The 17,118-nt window shown below is 47.2% G+C and carries 11 protein-coding genes; 2 read left to right on the top strand and 9 right to left on the bottom strand.

Annotated features, from left to right (window positions below):
• Positions 1-19: 19 nt before the first annotated feature.
• The 8 genes from recG to NC996_RS10110 form a co-directional block, all read right to left on the bottom strand.
• Positions 20-2,530 carry an ATP-dependent DNA helicase RecG gene (gene recG / locus NC996_RS10145; RefSeq protein ID WP_190682631.1) on the bottom strand — a complete coding sequence of 837 codons (2,511 nt, stop codon included), beginning with the start codon at positions 2,528-2,530 and terminating at the stop codon, positions 20-22.
• Positions 2,531-2,629: 99 nt separating this feature from the next.
• The gene (locus NC996_RS10140; RefSeq protein WP_190412063.1) at positions 2,630-3,559 is read right to left on the bottom strand and encodes a hypothetical protein; all 930 of its coding nucleotides are present in this window, start codon (positions 3,557-3,559) and stop codon (positions 2,630-2,632) included.
• 422 nt (positions 3,560-3,981) lie between these two features.
• The gene (locus NC996_RS10135; protein WP_190527664.1) at positions 3,982-5,154 is read right to left on the bottom strand and encodes a hybrid sensor histidine kinase/response regulator; all 1,173 of its coding nucleotides are present in this window, start codon (positions 5,152-5,154) and stop codon (positions 3,982-3,984) included.
• A gap of 81 nt (positions 5,155-5,235) precedes the next feature.
• Positions 5,236-5,682: a response regulator gene (locus NC996_RS10130; protein WP_190412061.1), complete on the bottom strand. Its 447-nt coding sequence runs from the start codon at positions 5,680-5,682 to the stop codon at positions 5,236-5,238.
• On the bottom strand, positions 5,627-7,933 hold the full coding sequence (locus NC996_RS10125) for an ATP-binding protein (RefSeq protein ID WP_190682629.1): 2,307 nt from the start codon (positions 7,931-7,933) through the stop codon (positions 5,627-5,629). Before NC996_RS10125 ends, NC996_RS10130 begins: the two co-directional genes overlap by 56 nt.
• A gap of 501 nt (positions 7,934-8,434) precedes the next feature.
• The gene (gene tsf, locus NC996_RS10120) at positions 8,435-9,094 is read right to left on the bottom strand and encodes a translation elongation factor Ts (protein ID WP_190412059.1); all 660 of its coding nucleotides are present in this window, start codon (positions 9,092-9,094) and stop codon (positions 8,435-8,437) included.
• Between the two features lie 42 nt (positions 9,095-9,136).
• A complete protein-coding gene (gene rpsB, locus NC996_RS10115; RefSeq protein WP_190412058.1) occupies positions 9,137-9,934 on the bottom strand; it encodes a 30S ribosomal protein S2 in 798 nt (265 codons plus the stop codon).
• A 273-nt stretch (positions 9,935-10,207) separates the two neighbouring features.
• Complete coding sequence (locus tag NC996_RS10110; RefSeq protein ID WP_190682626.1) at positions 10,208-11,149, bottom strand: glycosyltransferase; 942 nt, start codon at positions 11,147-11,149, stop codon at positions 10,208-10,210.
• 191 nt (positions 11,150-11,340) lie between these two features.
• Between NC996_RS10110 and NC996_RS10105 the strand changes: the two genes are divergently transcribed.
• Positions 11,341-12,543: an argininosuccinate synthase gene (locus NC996_RS10105; RefSeq protein ID WP_190412056.1), complete on the top strand. Its 1,203-nt coding sequence runs from the start codon at positions 11,341-11,343 to the stop codon at positions 12,541-12,543.
• 92 nt (positions 12,544-12,635) lie between these two features.
• Here NC996_RS10105 and NC996_RS10100 read toward each other — a convergent pair whose 3' ends face one another.
• Complete coding sequence (locus NC996_RS10100) at positions 12,636-13,268, bottom strand: DedA family protein (RefSeq protein WP_190412055.1); 633 nt, start codon at positions 13,266-13,268, stop codon at positions 12,636-12,638.
• A 451-nt stretch (positions 13,269-13,719) separates the two neighbouring features.
• Between NC996_RS10100 and NC996_RS10095 the strand changes: the two genes are divergently transcribed.
• Positions 13,720-17,073 carry an EAL domain-containing protein gene (locus tag NC996_RS10095; protein WP_190682623.1) on the top strand — a complete coding sequence of 1,118 codons (3,354 nt, stop codon included), beginning with the start codon at positions 13,720-13,722 and terminating at the stop codon, positions 17,071-17,073.
• Positions 17,074-17,118: the final 45 nt, after the last annotated feature.

Genomic DNA, 17,118 nt, shown 5'->3' with positions numbered 1-17,118 from the left:
ATTCAGCGATCGCTGTCAATCATGTTAAGATTGCCCCACCCATTAAGCGCTGGTAACGATAATCTAACTCAGCTTTTAATAAGGGCGATCGCTCTAAGTTGGCATCTTGTGCCATCACTCTCTCGGCGGCATCCCGCGCGATATTCAAAACTTCCTGATCTTCCACCAAACTCGCCAAGGCAAAATCTGGCACCCCAGACTGGCGAGTTCCCAGCACTTGACCGGGACCGCGCAGCCTCATATCCATCTCGGCAATAAAAAATCCGTCTTGGGATTGTTCTAATACATTGAGCCGGTAACGAGCATCTGCGGTTTTGGTGCTGCTCATTAGAAGGCAGAAAGATTGAGCAGCACCGCGACCAACTCGCCCTCGCAACTGGTGCAACTGGGATAAGCCAAAGCGTTCTGCATTCTCAATCATCATCACCGTCGCATTGGGTACATCCACACCTACTTCAATCACGGTAGTGGAGACAATGATTTGAGTCTGGTTATCGCGGAACCGGGTAATTGCCTCATCTTTTTCCGTTGAACTCATGCGCCCGTGCAGCAATCCGACTTGGAACTGAGGGAAAATACTTTCTGAGAGGCGCTGATGCTCCTCCACTGCCGAACGCACATCCAACTTTTCCGATTCTTCAATCAGGGGCAAGACGATATATGCTTGACGCCCTTGAGCAACTTCGCGACAGATCAAATCGTAGGCATTGGTGCGTTCTTTGCCCGTGAGTACGGTCGTATGAATTGCTTGCCGACCCGGTGGCATCTCATCAATCTGGCTCACATCCAAATCCCCATGAACTGTCAGCGCCAAGGTGCGGGGAATTGGCGTGGCGGTCATGGTTAATACATGAGGTTGTTCGCCTTTTTGCTGCAACAACGCCCGTTGTTCGACTCCAAAGCGGTGTTGTTCGTCAATCACGACTAACCCCAACTTATGAAAATTGACTTTCTCTTGAATCAGAGCATGAGTCCCTACTAATAGAGGCAGTTCGCCTGTTTCTAGATGGGCATGAATTTGGCGGCGTTTGGCAGTTTTGGTGGAACCTGTCAGCAGTTCTACAGGCAAGTACAGAAGATTGAACCAACTGACTAACTTGCGATAGTGCTGTTCTGCCAAAACTTCAGTAGGAGCCATCAGCGCCGCTTGGTAGCCGGATTGAATCGCGGCGAGGATAGCAATGACTGCTACGACAGTTTTACCAGAACCGACATCGCCTTGCACCAACCGATTCATCGGGGTGGATGATTGCAAATCGTTGAGGATGTCGTTGAGTACCCGCTGTTGGGCACCCGTTAATCGAAAGGGCAAGACTTGGTGGAATTGTTCAATCAGCTTCCCTCTGGGAGCCAAGATAGCGCTGGACTGCTTTTGGCGTTGGGCTTGGCGACGGAGGAGGAAACCTAGCTGAAGGTAGAAAAACTCATCGAAGACTAAACGGCGACGGGCGGCTTCCTTGGCGGCGCTGTCGGCAGGAAAATGGATGTTTGCGATCGCATCCGACAACTTCATCAATCCATACCCATCGCGTAAAACCGCGGGTAAAGGATCTTTCAGATGGGTGGCGGCGGGGAGAGCAGCAATGACCGCCTGTCTTACCATATCTGCCGCTACGCCCTCTGTTAGGGGATACACCGGCACGACTCGACCAATGGTGTGGGAGTCAATCGGGTCTCCAGGGTTTGCCAAAACTTCCAGTTGTGGATCGTCCAAAGTCAGACCATATTGACTTTTTTTCACCAAGCCAGAAGCCGCCACGACTGCGCCTTGGGGATATCGATTTTTTATCCCTTCTTGCCAGCCGCGATTGCTGTAGCGAGAACCGGCAAAAAAGCGGCTGAGGCTGATTTGACCCGTGCGATCTTTCAGCACCACCTGCATTATGGTTAATTTCTTGTTTTTTGGGCTACTAAAGCAGGTACAGCGCTTCACCGTTCCTATCAATGTCACCGTTTCACCCGATTCCAGCTCAGAGATATTCACCTGACGCGCATAGTCAATGTGGTCGCGGGGGTAATAAAAGAGGATATCCCGCACCGTATGGAGATCCAGCTTGGCTAAATACCCGCCTTTTCTAACTCCCACATCTGGCAAACTGGTCAGCGGTTGGTCAAGAGAAATCGCTGCGTTGGACTGGACGAGGGGCGTGGTGCGCGGGGCTTGAGTATCGGGGGATGGGGGCGATTTAATTGTCTCTACTTGCTGCTGATTGTCTTCATTTCGCTGATGCGATCGCGATCGCGCTTGCCTCTCCATGACTTGTTGCATCTGATGGAGAAATCGGCGCGTTTCCAAGACCAAGTGTTGTCGCTGGGAGAGGGTGAGGTTCGGGTAACGGGCAAACTGAGACGCCATCTCTTGCCACCGATGTCGCTCTATCAGCGGCAAAAAAGATGGGGTTTTTCCGAACTCCAGACTTAAGAATTCACTGAAACGATATTGTTTCCCCATTAAGTCTGTAAAGCCCCGTTCTGCCTCGACTGAAAGGGCTTTCTGCAATCGCAGCCAATCCGGTGATTCTATTTGCATCTTCTCTCCCCTTTTTTGTTAATTGCTAGTAGCGAATGGCTGATTACCCGCCAATAGCCGTCCTCACCCGGATATTGTCAATCCTCACGACGATTCCCATTATTCTTCAAACCAACAGGCACGCCAAGCCGCTTCTGCCGCAGCCACAGTGCGCTCTCGTTGCTTCTTCTGAAATTCTCGGCGCAGGGTGCTAAGCCGTGCGCTGAGGGTCCGAATCTGGTTGCGTCCTGCCATTACCGTTGAATCAGCAAATTCAATCTCAGATAACCGCAGATGGATGGCGATAATCGGTATTAAAGGAGAGTTTTGTAAAGTCGGGAGATTTGACGTTTCTACCGGCTCATTTTCTATTTGAACCACAAATTTTAAAAGATTGGGGCGTCCCACCACAGGCTCACCAGATGGCTCCGCTCTAACAGCAGCTTCCAGAACAGCTTCCGGAAAGTTTTTCGGTAATATCCCCACTTCCTGTAGTAGACGATTGCTTTGGCAAGAAAGAGCGAGCAAGGTTTCGCTCATGGCGTTTTCCACCGCTTCCTGCCATCGAGCCAAATCCTCTGGGTTGTTTGTCGGGACGTTAGAAAAGGTAAAGCGACTGGTTGAGCGATCGCGATCGCTATTGAGACTTGGGGTGTCGAGAGTGTCTTGTGGTGCTAGCATCTCGATGGCTAAGTCATCAGTCGGGGTAGGGAAATCCTCTTCTGGAGAGGGTTCTTGGGATAGTCCCCCGCGCGATGTTTCAGCAGGACGGCTTCTTTCAAGGTTTCGCAGTTGGGGTTGAGCAAGCCTTGCCTGTTGCTGAAGGTTCTGTTGCAATTGTTGTCGTTCTCTAAGAGACAGACTCAGAAACGCTTCCGGATAGACTTGGGTGCAAAGATAATAACTCGCCACGATCAACTGCTGCCGCATGGCTTGTCCTAAGGCAGTCAGATAATCGTTGTAGGTATCGTGGAATTCTATAGCGATCGCTTTGATTGCTTCTTCCAGCGCTGCCATATCCCGCTCAATTTCCTCTACTCTTCTCGCCATTGCTGCTTACATCTGTCAATCGGGACGGTACGGGCGTACAGATGTACTTCCCTACTTTAGAATACCGATTCCTCGTCATTCGGTCATTCGGTTATTCGTCTATCGGTCAGAAGCAACAGACGAATCCCTATTGACTAACGACTCATAATAACGCGATGTAGAACTAACTTTGAGATCGGCCCTAAACCACTTCCCTGGTATCAAAGAGCCTCTAATCGCCCCTCTCCTTGCCGCCGATACCCTACTCCCCTATAACCTTTGAAATGCCTACCTAAAGAGCTTTAAAGCGATCGCCTTTGTGATAATTTATTCGTGAAACGGTATCCGATAGATAGGCAGTAGTGTCAGGGCGTGGCAAAAAAGCTACCGATTCTCCATTTCCCTCCCTGTCGGTTCGCTGAAATTCACCGATTTAGCCGCCTCTATTCTGATAACGCTGCTTCTCCAATCAACGGCAGCGTCACCGTAAAACTCGTGCCGACTCCGACTTCACTCATCATTGAAATCTCGCCCCCATGTGCCTCCACACACTTTTTGACCATCGCTAATCCCAACCCAGTGCCAGGAATTGTGCCGACGTTTCTAGCACGATTGAAAGGATGAAACAGCCGAGGTTGATCTTCTTTGGGAATACCAATTCCTTGATCTTGAATCTGAAAGATGACTGTTTTCTCGTGGCTTCTTAGTTCAAAACGCACTGTGCCGCCTTCCGGTGAATACTTAATCGCGTTAGCGAGTAAATTATCTAAAATATGCCGCAGTAGGGTTTCATCCCATAACGCCTCTCCCAAGTCCTCTTGACAAGTGAAAATAAGTTGATATTTGTCAAGTGTAAAGAGTTGCAACTCTTCGACCAATTTGTGACAGAATGATTTCAAATCAAGGGGAATCAGTTGGCACTGAAGTTGCCCTGAATCAGCTTTCCCGATAAACGTAATTTCATCTAATAGCTGAGCCAGATTTTTAATTGCTGAACGAATCAGTTTGAGATGAGTATGTTTTTTCTCATCGCTCAGTTTTTGATCGTAGTCTTGGAGCAATCCAGCAGAAAGGAGAATCCTATTCAGAGGATTGCGGAAATCGTGAGAAAGCATAGAAACAAATTCAGATTTAGACTGATTGATTTCTTTGGCTTTCACTAGCTCAGCCGTTCGTTCCTGAACTCGGATTTCTAACGCCTCATTAACTGTTCGTAATGTTTCCGAAACCTGCTTTCGCTCAATTGCATAGCACAAAGAGCGCACTAGCACCTCTACATTAACTTGGCGCTTAACCAGATAATCTTGTGCCCCCTGTCGGACTGCTTCTATCGCTAATTCATCGTCATTCGTATTTGTCAGCACAACAATCGGTAAGCCAGAAGCGTGGCTGTTTAGGGGAGCTAGAGAACACAAACCTTCACTGTCAGGTAGGGTCAGATCCAACAAAATTACATCAAAGCAATCTTCATTGAGTCGATTGAGCGCTTCCCTCAATCGTTTGACATGCACCAGACTAAACTGTTTGAACTTGGCTTGTTTCAGAAGCTCTTGCAGGAATCTGGCTTCTGCCAAGTTATCCTCAATCAACAAGATTTTTATTGAGCTTCCAGGCATAATTTTCTGGGATCTCCCCTCCCCTCCTGTTCCCGCTCGGCAACTGCTTGCATTTTAACAAGATACGAAAATTTCTTGTCATCATTCCGATGGCAGGGTAACAGTTTCCAGCCAAAACTCTTCAATTCCTTTAACAATTTTAAAGAGCTGGCTGAGGTTGCGGGATTTGGTGATGTAGCAATTTACGTGCAAGTCATAGCTGTGGAAAATATCATCTTCATTTTTAGAAGTTGTCAGCACTACTACTGGGATGCGTTTCAGCTTGGGGTCGGCTTTAATTTCCGCCAAGACTTCTCGACCATCCTTCTTCGGCAAGTTCAAATCCAGCAGAATCAGGTCAGGGCGAGGTGCATCAGCATACTCGCCCTCTTGGCGCAAGAAAGCCATCGCATCCACACCATCTCTGACTGTCACGACTTGGTGTGGAAGCGAGCTATTTTTTAAGGCTTCTTGGATTAAGCGGATATCGGCTTTATTGTCCTCGACTAAAAAGATTGTTTTGTGGTTTTCTTCCGTTTCTACGCTCACGATCGCGTCCCCCTACTGGAATCGTAAAGTAGAATGTTGCACCCTGACCTAATTGGGACTCGACCCAGATGCGCCCTCGGTGACACTCAACAATCTTTTTGCAAATTGCTAAACCCATTCCTGTACCTTGATACTCATCCCGCGTATGCAGACGCTGAAAGATAACAAAAATGCGATCGCTAAACTGCGGATCGATGCCAATCCCGTTATCCCGTACTGAGAATAGCCACGCATCCTCTAGTCGAGAAGCTCCTACATGGATTTCTGGCGGTTGCTCGCTGCGGAACTTGATAGCATTGCCAATCAGGTTCTGAAACAGTTGCATCAACTGGGTGCTATCTGCCATAACCGTCGGCAAGGGATCGTGAGCGATCGCAGCTCCCGTTTCCGAGATGCGTCCTCGCAAATTAGCCAAGGCGCGGTCTAAAGCCGTGTCCACCCCTGTCATTTCAAACTCGATAGCCTGCATATCCACCTTAGAGTATGCCAGCACATCATCAATTAGCGTCTGCATTAAGCTGACTCCCTCAACAGTGAAGCCAATGAATTCCTTCGCGTCTTCGTCGAGTTGCTCTAGATAGCGCATCTCCAAAAGTTGCACGTAGTTCGCTACCTGATTGAGTGGCTCTTGCAAGTCATGGGAGGCGACGTAAGCAAACTTTTTCAGCTCAGCATTGGAACGTTCTAAATCTTGAGCTAATTGGGCAAGTTCATCAGCTTGGCGCAGCACAATGTTAATAATTGCCTTTCTGAGTTCAAGTGCAGCTTTAATTTCTACCTGTTTCCAGGGTAAAGACGTTAAGCGAACCGTTTCTTTCCACAGATCAAATGATTTGCGAGGACACAGACGAATATTTCCCTCTGACTGGTTTACTTCAAACGCCTTATTCGGATCGCCACCCCAATTCACGGTTTGAATCACTTCCGGTCGAAACCAAAAAACATAGTTATTCTTAGAAATCGGAATCGCTAATAAGCCACTGGCAACGTTTTTGAAGCTTTCTGCATCTGGATAAATCTGAGGTAAGGAATCGCTATAGAAGACTTCTTCCTCGACGTTATTCTTTAGCCATTGGACTAAAAAGTTGAGTTCTTCTTCTGTGGGAGTCTCACCAACCATCGTGCAATTCCCACCAAAGCACACGGCGGCACCTTTAGCGTTAGCAAGCTCCAGCAGATTCGGCTGGTGTTTAACTAAACCATCAATAAAGTTTTCTTCTTGAGACATATATTCAACCAAGGCTGATTGGATATATGCCAACTTCATGCGATAGCCGTAATCTTCAGTTTCTTCTCTGGTTGAGATTTCTGAAAAGATGACGCGCCCCAAGAATTCGCAAGCTTTTCGCAGCTCATAAGAAACATACTTGGGGGACTGATGATGGCAAGCAATCAGTCCCCAAAGTTTTTGATCTTTCATCAAAGAAATTGTCAGAGAAGCACCCACACCCATATTGTGCAAGTACTGGATATGACAAGGAGACGCGCTTCTGAGAATAGAGTTCGTTAAATCAAGCGGACGCTGATTAACTGGATTAAGAATCGGAAAAAGTTCAGCAGATTGAGAAGTGGCATCCGGGATTAACCTGATCCAATTCGAGGTAAATAACTTTCTAGCTGGTTTAGGAATATCTGATTCTGGGAAGTGGAGACCTAAGTAAGGCTCCATGCTTTCTAGTTTTTCTTCAGCGAGAACAGATCCATGCCCATCGTCATCAAACTTATATAGCATCACCCGGTCAAATCCGGTGACTTTTCGCACCTCTTTCACAATGATTTGACAAAAGTCACCCAGAGTTGATGTTTTTTCTAACTGGTTGATCGAGGCTCTGGCTAGATGATAAAAGCTTAAGAAGGGGATGTTTTCTTGGGAAATCGCAGGTTCTAATTCCAAAATTAAAAATCCATCTGCATTCCGGTGGAAAATGCCATCAAAGACTAAATACTCATCGCCTTTTCTTCTAGCCCAAATCTTGATAGGGTTGATAAAATCAAGATTTTCTTCTAATAGTCCTGCTTTAATTCTGTCTACTTGGAATGGGTCGAGAACTTCTTCTAATTTCTTTTGCAGCATATTTTCGGGGGAGATTCCGAAAACTGTGGATATATTGCTGCTAACTTGTAATATTGTTAACTCAGGTTCTGCGAGAACGAAAATTATTCCGTGAGGCTGAACTTTACTAGCATTATGAATGGGTGCTTCTTTCAAGCTAGTTATATTAATCCCTGGCACTTGTAAATTGATTTCCATTACGATCCTTCCTTTTTTCTGGAACTATCAGAAGTAGATTATCTATAGGATTGAATACCCTAAAAGGATTTCCCGCACCAGCTAAATGTCCCTTTCGTAGCGCTGTATTACTGGCAAATAATCAGCTCGATCCTGAACTCCAAGATACAATGCTTGTCTATTTAGGGGCTGAAAAATTTCGTTACTTTTCTAGTGAGTTTGCACTCCTCAACGGTGTTTCGCAGTGTCCCCTTAATCTGCTCGCGCTCAAAAGTCTAGCACAAGGATCGAGGCAACACTCCTAAGGAGGATGTTAAGAATTCCACCCAAACAAAAAGTTTTTCTGCTTTTAGTGTTTCTGTCTTTATAAAGGGTTTCCAAGGTGTTAATTTGTTGAGATATATAGAATGGGGATATCGTGCCTACAAGCGCTGAAAATCTCTTGAAAATAAAGATAAAAAAAGACAGGTTTCCATCATGGAAACCTGTCCTTCCTAGGGATTCAGCCAGAAAACTTGCTGATTAATTGCCGCCCATTTGAGCTGCAACTTCCTCAGCAAAATTGCTTTCTTTCTTTTCCAGTCCTTCACCGAGAATAAATCGGACGAAGCGACGGACTTGGATGTTTTCACCTAGCGTCGCAATATTTTGCTTGATCAACTCTTCCACCGTGATACTTTGGTCACGAATGTAGGGCTGATCGACCAAGCTCAACTCTTGCAGGCGTTTGTCAATTCGACCCTGAACAATCTTTTCTTTGATGTTCTGTGGCTTGTTGCCTAGGTCATCCCGGCCCATTTCGATTTCTTTTTCCTTCTCAACGATTTGAGCGGGAATGTCGCCAACCTTCACGTATTCAACGTTGGGACAAGCTGCAATCTGCATGGCTATGTTCCGCACCAGAGTTTGGAAGGCTTCGTTGCGGGCGACAAAGTCTGTCTCGCAGTTCACTTCCACCAGGACGCCGACTCGACCTCCGGTATGGATGTAGCTGCCAACCAGTCCTTCTGAGGCTTGGCGATCGCCTTTTTTCCCAGCGCTAACCATTCCCTTTTGACGCAGCCATTCAATGGCTTTGTCCATATCGCCATCGGTTTCTTTTAGCGCTTTTTTGCAGTCCATCATGCCGACACCAGTTTTTTGGCGCAGCTCGTTCACGAGTTTTGCAGATATTTCCGCCATTTCCTCAGTTCCTAACTAAGAATTGATGTTTCTAACGCTGAATTATCCCTCGGTTTCTTCTTCCTCTTCATCAGGAACCGAGTCGATTTCCTCGTATTCGATATCGTCTTCAGCGCCTTCGTAATCTTCGTAATCCTCTTCTGCTTCTGCGTCTAGCTGACCGTGACGACCTTCATAGATAGCGTCTGCCAACTTACCCACTATTAGCTTAATGGAGCGGATAGCATCGTCATTGGCTGGAACGGGAATATCCACTACATCCGGGTCGCAATTTGTATCCAGCAGCGCGACGATGGGAATTCCCAGTTTCTGGCATTCTTGAACTGCATTGTATTCCCGACGCTGATCCACAATCACCACGATGTCGGGAACTTTCCGCATTTGCTTAATACCGCCGAGGTATTTCTGCAATTTGGTCATTTCCCGGCGCAGCATCGAAGCTTCTTTCTTGGGCAGTAAGTCGAGGACTCCGGTTTCTTCCCGGCGTTCCAAATCTTTTAGGCGCTCTACCCGTGTTTTAATTGTCGTCCAGTTGGTGAGCATTCCCCCCAACCAACGTTGGTTGATGTAGTAAGAACCACAACGAGCGGCTTCTTGAGCCACAATTCCTGCGGCTTGACGCTTGGTACCGATGAAGAGAACCTTCTTGCCCTGTTCTGCGGCGGTTCGCATATAGGTGTAGGCATCTTCCATCAGCTGGGCAGTCTGAACCAAGTCGATGATGTGGACGCCATTGCGGGACGTATAGATGTATGGAGCCATTTTTGGGTTCCACCGGCGGGTCTGGTGCCCAAAGTGAACACCCGACTCCATCATCTGAGCCAAAGAAACAACTGACATATTTATTTTCCTTTCGGGTTAATCCTCCATCCAGGCGTATTTCCAGCGGAAACACCCGAAACCCTGAATGTGCGGAATGTACGAATTTAGACAACTCTTCCAGTTTATCAGAGTTATAAGGACTTTGATGGGAAAATTTGCAGGAAAAACATTGAAAAATAGGCTAGCACAGTTGCAGTAGCCGATTTCTAGACATTTGGCAAGGAAAATATTAAAAGATTAGCGATCGCGCAAAATAAATCGCTCGCATCCTTAGCAGTGCAATCATGTAAATTAGGCTTTTTGCCTCGCTTCGGCGTAGGCTGCATAAACACCTTGAACGTTGTACCAATTAAGGAAAATTCGAGCAATTTCTAAGGCTAATTGGGGTTTACCTTGATTAATCAGCCATTGTAAAAAGGGTGCCATTGTGCGCTCGTTGAGTCTGCCACCGATGGAAAGAAGACCCCAGAGGATGCGGTGAAGGAGGGTCATTTGAATCATCATTTTGACATCCCAGGTAGGGTGCTTTTGATAGAATAAAACGCCCATCCGTCCCCGTTGGATTTCTCGATCGATCATGGGGGGAATTTGTTCTAAAGCAAAGGGGGGGTGCCAGTGATAGCCGACTGCGGCTGGACATTTAATCAGTTTTAAACCCAATTGTTTGAGCCTGATGCCGAGTTCTAAATCTTCCCAGCCGTAAAGTTGAAAGCGGGTGTCAAATAATCCAGCTTTTTCGAGCCATTTACGAGCGATCGCTACATTCCCCGTAGCAAAGTAAGCAGCGGAAAAATCCGTGATTTTGTAGGGTTCGGAGGTGGGATTCTCGAAGTTATTGGTATTGATCACCCAACCGTAAGTAAAGAGGCGATCGCTTCCCAGGTTCTTTTCTCCCTCAACTAAGGCGTCGGCGTGTGCTTGGAGAAAATGCTCGGTAACTACTAAGTCGCTATCAATAAAGATAATCGTGTCACCCTGAGCCTGTTCTACTCCCAGATTACGGGCGGCGGCTGGCCCTTGATGGTCTTGCAAGAGCGATCGCACGTGAGGAAATTCAGCGGCGTGTTGGGATAACCACTCCAACGTGCCATCCGTCGAACCATCATCCACCAGCACCACTTCATAGCCGCTGACGACGCTACCAGCACTCAACTGCTGACGTTCCATTGCTCTGAGGCATTTTTCTAGAATCGGCTTGCGGTTATAAGTTGGAATGACAACGCTAAAAAACACGATTTCCCCCGGATGACAACACTTTTAGTATCTCTCAAAGAACTGTAAGCCAATGAACAGAAAGCATTTTCATCTATCCCTTGGTGCCCCAGATGACTATGGCTGTAGATTAATCTGTGCTATTCCTGACAAGACTTGGCATAGATTAGTTGCATAATAAGAACTCGTTGTTTTGCGGAAGTGAGAGATCAATGGGTCGTGCTACCAAAGTTGTGCTGGCATATTCAGGGGGAGTCGATACCTCCGTCTGCATCCCATACCTGAAGGAGGAATGGGGAGTTGAAGAGGTAATTACCCTGGCGGCGGATTTGGGACAGGGAGACGAACTAGAGCCAGTCCGGGAAAAAGCGCTAAAATCGGGTGCTAGCGAATCGCTGGTTGCCGATGCTACAGAAAGTTTTGTCAAAGATTATGCGTTTCCAGCGATTCAAGCGAACGCTCTCTATGAAAATCGCTATCCCCTCCAGACTGCTTTGGCACGTCCGCTGATTGCCAAACTTTTAGTCGAAGCGGCTGAAAAATACGGTGCGGATGCGGTGGCGCATGGCTGCACGGGGAAGGGCAATGACCAAGTTCGGTTTGATGTATCGATTGCAGCGCTGAACCCAGATTTGAAGGTGTTGGCACCAGCGCGGGAATGGGGGATGAGCCGAGAGGAAACCATCGCTTATGGTGAGCGTTATGGGATTCCTTCGCCCGTGAAAAAGAAATCTCCCTACAGTATCGATCGCAATTTATTTGGTCGCAGCATTGAAGCGGGACCCCTAGAAGATCCTTGGACGGAACCGCTAGAAGAAATTTATGCGATGACCAAAGCGATCGCTGACACGCCCAATGAGCCAGAATACGTTGAAATTGGCTTTGAAAAAGGCATCCCGATCTCCCTCAACGGTGAAGCTTTGCCGCCTGTCGCGCTAATTACGAAACTCAACGAAATTGCCGGAAATCACGGCGTTGGGCGGATCGATATGATCGAAAACCGCCTAGTGGGTATCAAATCGCGGGAAATCTATGAAGCCCCGGCTTTAATGGTTTTAATTCATGCCCACCGCGACTTAGAAAGTCTCACCTTAACCGCAGATGTGACCCACTACAAGCGCGGTATCGAAGAAACTTATACTCAGCTAGTTTATAACGGTCTTTGGTATAGTCCGCTCAAAGCCGCCCTGGATGCCTTCATTCAACAAACACAGGAGCGGGTATCGGGAACGGTGCGAGTTAAACTTTTTAAGGGCAACTCGATGACTGTGGGGCGTAAATCTGAGAAGTCCCTTTACAGCCCAACGTTAGCAACTTATGGAGCTGAAGACCAGTTTGACCATAAAGCTGCTGAAGGATTTATCTACGTTTGGGGATTACCGACTCGCGTTTGGTCGCAAAAAGCGAGAGGTTAGTTTGAAAGTTTTGAGTTTTGAGTTTTGAGTTTTGAGTGAGAAAACACATTCTTTTCATTCAAAACTTAATCGCTCATTACTCAAAACTTTTTCTAATCTCCCTCGATTGAACGCTTGGCTTCGCGGGACTCTAGCCACAGAGGAACGGCAATCCAGGCAATCAACAGGAATAACGCGATTAAACCAAATTGAGCGACCCACACAACTAATTGTTCCAGGGGTACCAGTCGCCCTGCGAAAAAGGACAACGTGACCATTACCGATGCCCAAGCAGTCGCCCCAGCTATGTTATAAGCCATAAACTTGAGGAAGGGCATTTGGGCAATTCCAGCGAGAGGACTGGCGACAATTCGCAGCACAGCCAGGAAACGACCGAGAAACACTGTTTTTCCGGCGTTCTCGCTCACTTGTTGCTTGAGTTGTAAGAGTTTTTCTTCGCGGATGCGGAAAAATCCCCCAACTTTCACCAGCAGGGGCCAGCCGCCTTTTCTGCCAATCCAGTAACCGCAAGTACCACCGACAACTGCACCAGCGATCGCACTCCCTAGCACGAACCAGTAACTCAGTTCCTTACTTCCCGCCAAGAAACCCCCGGCGAGAGTAATCGTTTCACCAGGGATGGGAATGCCAAGATTTTCCAGCAAAATCCCCAAAAAAACTGCCCAGTAACCGTAGTGGTGGGCAATTTCTTTGATATTTTCTACAGATACAAACTCTAAAGACATTTATCTGGGTCTTTACATAGATTCATACTTCTATCATAGTGGCTCGATCCGCTCAGGGTGTCAATCAGGGCGGGAAATCTTGAGATTGTTATCGAGACGGCTACGAGCGAGGATTTTGCCCCTAGCACTCAAGGGCGATCGCACTCCTCTTCATCGGCAAATAGGCAGCCCAATATCTTTCTTGAGGAAATAAGGATTAAACAGGCGAGTTTACGTCTTTTTCGATTTGCTGCTTCGCCTTAAAAAACATTTTCAGCAGGTATACCGACGGACAGATGCCAAATTTTAATTTTATTCTTATTAAGACTGTTAAAAAGTAATGCTCGTCAGGACTCAAACCAAAAACCAGTTGTGAGTGAATTTGCAACTGTGGCTGAGTGAGGACTTCTCTAGCTTTACCCTTGAGGAGAGGAACTCTAAGATAGAGGTATTTTGTTTCTAATATTATTTTATGTCTAAAGACTCAATAAAAGTGCTTTTAATTGAGGATGACGAGGATGACTATATTCTGACGCGCGATCTCCTCTCAGAAATTGAGCGAGAAAAGTTTGATCTCGAATGGGTAGATAGTTATGATGCTGCTTTAGAAAAGATTCAGATGCATCAACATGATGTCTATTTAGTGGACTATCGTCTTGGCGCACACAACGGCTTGGAATTGTTACAAGAAGCCATTTCAACTAATTGTAAAGCGCCGATCATCTTGCTGACCGGGCAAGGAGATCGGGAAGTAGACTTTGCAGCAATGAAAGCGGGAGCCGCCGATTACTTAGTTAAGGGGAAGATGGACGCGCCGCTATTAGAGCGGGCGATCCGCTACTCGATCGAGCGAGTCAAAACGTTAGAGGCGCTGCGGGAGAGTGAATCGCGGCTAGAGAATATTCTTGGCTCCCTCGATGACAGCGTATGGTCGGTTTCAGCCATCACTAGGGAGCCGATTTACATCAGTCCGGCGGCGGCGGAAATTTATGGTCGTCCAGTCTCCCAGTTTTTCGAGCGCCCGAACCTCTGGCTGGAGGTGATTCACCCAGAGGATCGAGAACGAATAGAAGCGATGACGCAAGCGTTACTCCAAGTCGGTGCAGCAGACGAAGAGTATCGTATTTTCCGACCGGACGGGGAAGAGCGTTGGATTCGCAATCGCGCTCATCTAGGGCGTGACGCGAATGGGAATGTCATCCGAATCGATGGTTTGGCTGCCGATATTACCAAACGCAAGCAGGCAGAAGAAGCCTTGCGGTCAGCTATGCGCGAAAACAGCCAGCTAGCGGCGGCGATCGCTAACCTGACAACTGGAGTTACAATCACCGATCCAACTTTACCTGACAATCCAATTATCTTTGTTAATCCTGCTTTTACTGCCATCACCGGCTACTCGGCGGCGGAAGTGATGGGTTCTAATTGCCGCTTTCTACAAGGGAAAGATACCGATTTCACTGTTGTGAAAGTGATGCGAGAAGCGATCGCATCAAAGCAACCGATTATGTGTGTAGTCCTGAACTACTGCAAAGATGGGACACCGTTCTGGAATGAACTCGCCATCAACCCAGTTTTTGATAACGAAGGGAAACTCATCAACTTCATCGGGTTGCAGAACGACATCACGGTTCGCAAGCAAACCGAAGAGGCAATTGAACGACTGCGCCACCAAAACGAACTAATTCTCAACTCAGCGGGTGAAGGAATTTATGGTTTGGATATTCATGGAAACGCCACCTTTGTTAATCCAGCTGCTGCGAGAATGCTGGGATGGGAAGTTGAAGAACTCATTGGCAAACCCTTGCATTTTATTTGCCACCATTCAAAAGCCGATGGCGCTCCTTATCCGCGAGAAGCGTGTCCAATTTATGCAGCCTTTAAGGATGGCACAGTTCAACAAATAGAAGAAGAAGTCTTTTGGCGAAAAGACGGTACGAGCTTTCCCGTTGAATACATCAGCACCCCCATTCGAGAAAATGGTCAGTTGGTGGGTGCAGTCGTTACCTTCCAAGATATTACCGAGCGCGTAGGGGCAGCTACCAAGGCCGCCCAGACCCAGGAGGCTTTGCGTGAGAGTCAAGAACGTTATGAACTCGCCGTTTCTGGTGCTAACGACGGACTTTGGGACTGGAATTTAAAAACAAACGAAATTTATTTTTCTCCCCGCTGGAAATCCATGCTGGGCTGCGAGGAGAGCGAAATTAGCAATACGCCTGATGCCTGGTTTGAGCGAGTGCATCCTGAGGATATCGAGCAGTTGAAAGGGCAGATTTCTTTACATCTGGAAGGGCTGACCCCCCATTTTGAGAACGAACATCGCATACTACACAAAGACGGAACATACCGTTGGATGCTAATCCGGGGGATGGCTGTACGAGACACGAATGGGAAAGCCTCTCGCATGGCTGGCTCTCAAACTGACATCACCGAGCGCAAGCAAGTTGAGAAACAACTCCTCCATGATGCTTTTCATGACGTGTTGACAGGCTTACCAAACCGAGCCTTGTTTAGGGATCGGTTGGGACAGGCAATTGAACGGTCAAAACGAACCAGTGACTATTTCTTCGCCGTCCTTTTTCTAGATATTGATCGCTTCAAGGTGATTAATGACAGCTTGGGACACATGATTGGCGATCAATTGCTGGTAGCGATCGCGCAGCGGTTGAAAGCTTGCCTGCGGGGTGGAGATACAGTTGCACGGTTAGGTGGAGATGAGTTCACCATCCTGCTCGACGATGTCAAAAATATCAATAACGCCACTGACATTGCCGAGCGCATCCACTTAGAACTTATGCATCCTTTCAGCCTTAACGAGCAAGAGGTATTCACAACAGCAAGCATCGGCATTGCCATCGGGGGCGGTTCGCAAAGCGCCCCAGCAATCGGATATGACTGTCCGGAAAATCTCCTGCGCGATGCTGACACCGCAATGTATCGTGCCAAATCGATGGGTAGAGCGCGTCACGAAGTCTTTGATACCACCATGCATACCCGCGCGGTGGCACTCTTGCAACTGGAAAACGACTTGCGGCGTGCGATCGAGCGGGATGAATTTCAGCTTCACTATCAACCCATTGTGTCATTGACAACTGGCAGGCTTGACGGGTTCGAGGCGCTTGTACGCTGGCAGCATCCGGAGCGCGGTTTAATCTCTCCAGCGGAATTTATTCCCATTGCCGAAGAAACAGGTTTAATTGTTCCCATTGGGCTGTGGGTACTCTACAATGCATGTTACCAAATGTATGATTGGCAGCAATTTTATCCAGAATTACTATTAACAATCAGTGTTAATCTTTCCAGCAAACAGTTTTTACAACCAGATTTAGTCAAGCAAATCGCTCAAATTTTGCGGGAAACTCGCCTGGATGCCCGAAGTTTGAAGTTAGAAATTACTGAAAGTGCAGTTATGGAAAACGCAGAATCGGCAATCAAAATGCTTTTCCAACTAAAAGCTTTAGGCGTGCATCTGCATATTGATGACTTCGGCACTGGCTATTCATCCTTAAGCTATCTGCATCGGTTTCCCATCGATCAGTTAAAGATTGATCGTTCTTTTATTAGTAGAATTGGGGCGAAAGACGACAGTTTAGAAATTGTCCGTGCTATCGTGACCCTGGCTCATACTTTAGAGTTAAATGTGACAGCAGAAGGGGTGGAAACAGCCGAGCAACTCTCCCAACTGAGAGAAATGGAATGCGAATATGGGCAAGGATATTTTTTCGCTAAACCCTTAACTCAAGAGTCAGCAAAAGAATTAATTGTTACAACACAGCAGCTTACCACCGATTTTAATTATTTTGCCTCAATCTTTGCAAAACCTCAATAATCTTATGTGCGCTGAGTAGATGACTGAAATTTAGTATTGCTTAAT

The sequence above is a fragment of the Trichocoleus sp. ST-U2 genome (genome assembly GCF_039961875.1).
GTDB lineage: Bacteria > Cyanobacteriota > Cyanobacteriia > Cyanobacteriales > FACHB-T130 > FACHB-T130.
This window is presented reverse-complemented; position numbering and strand designations above follow the sequence as displayed.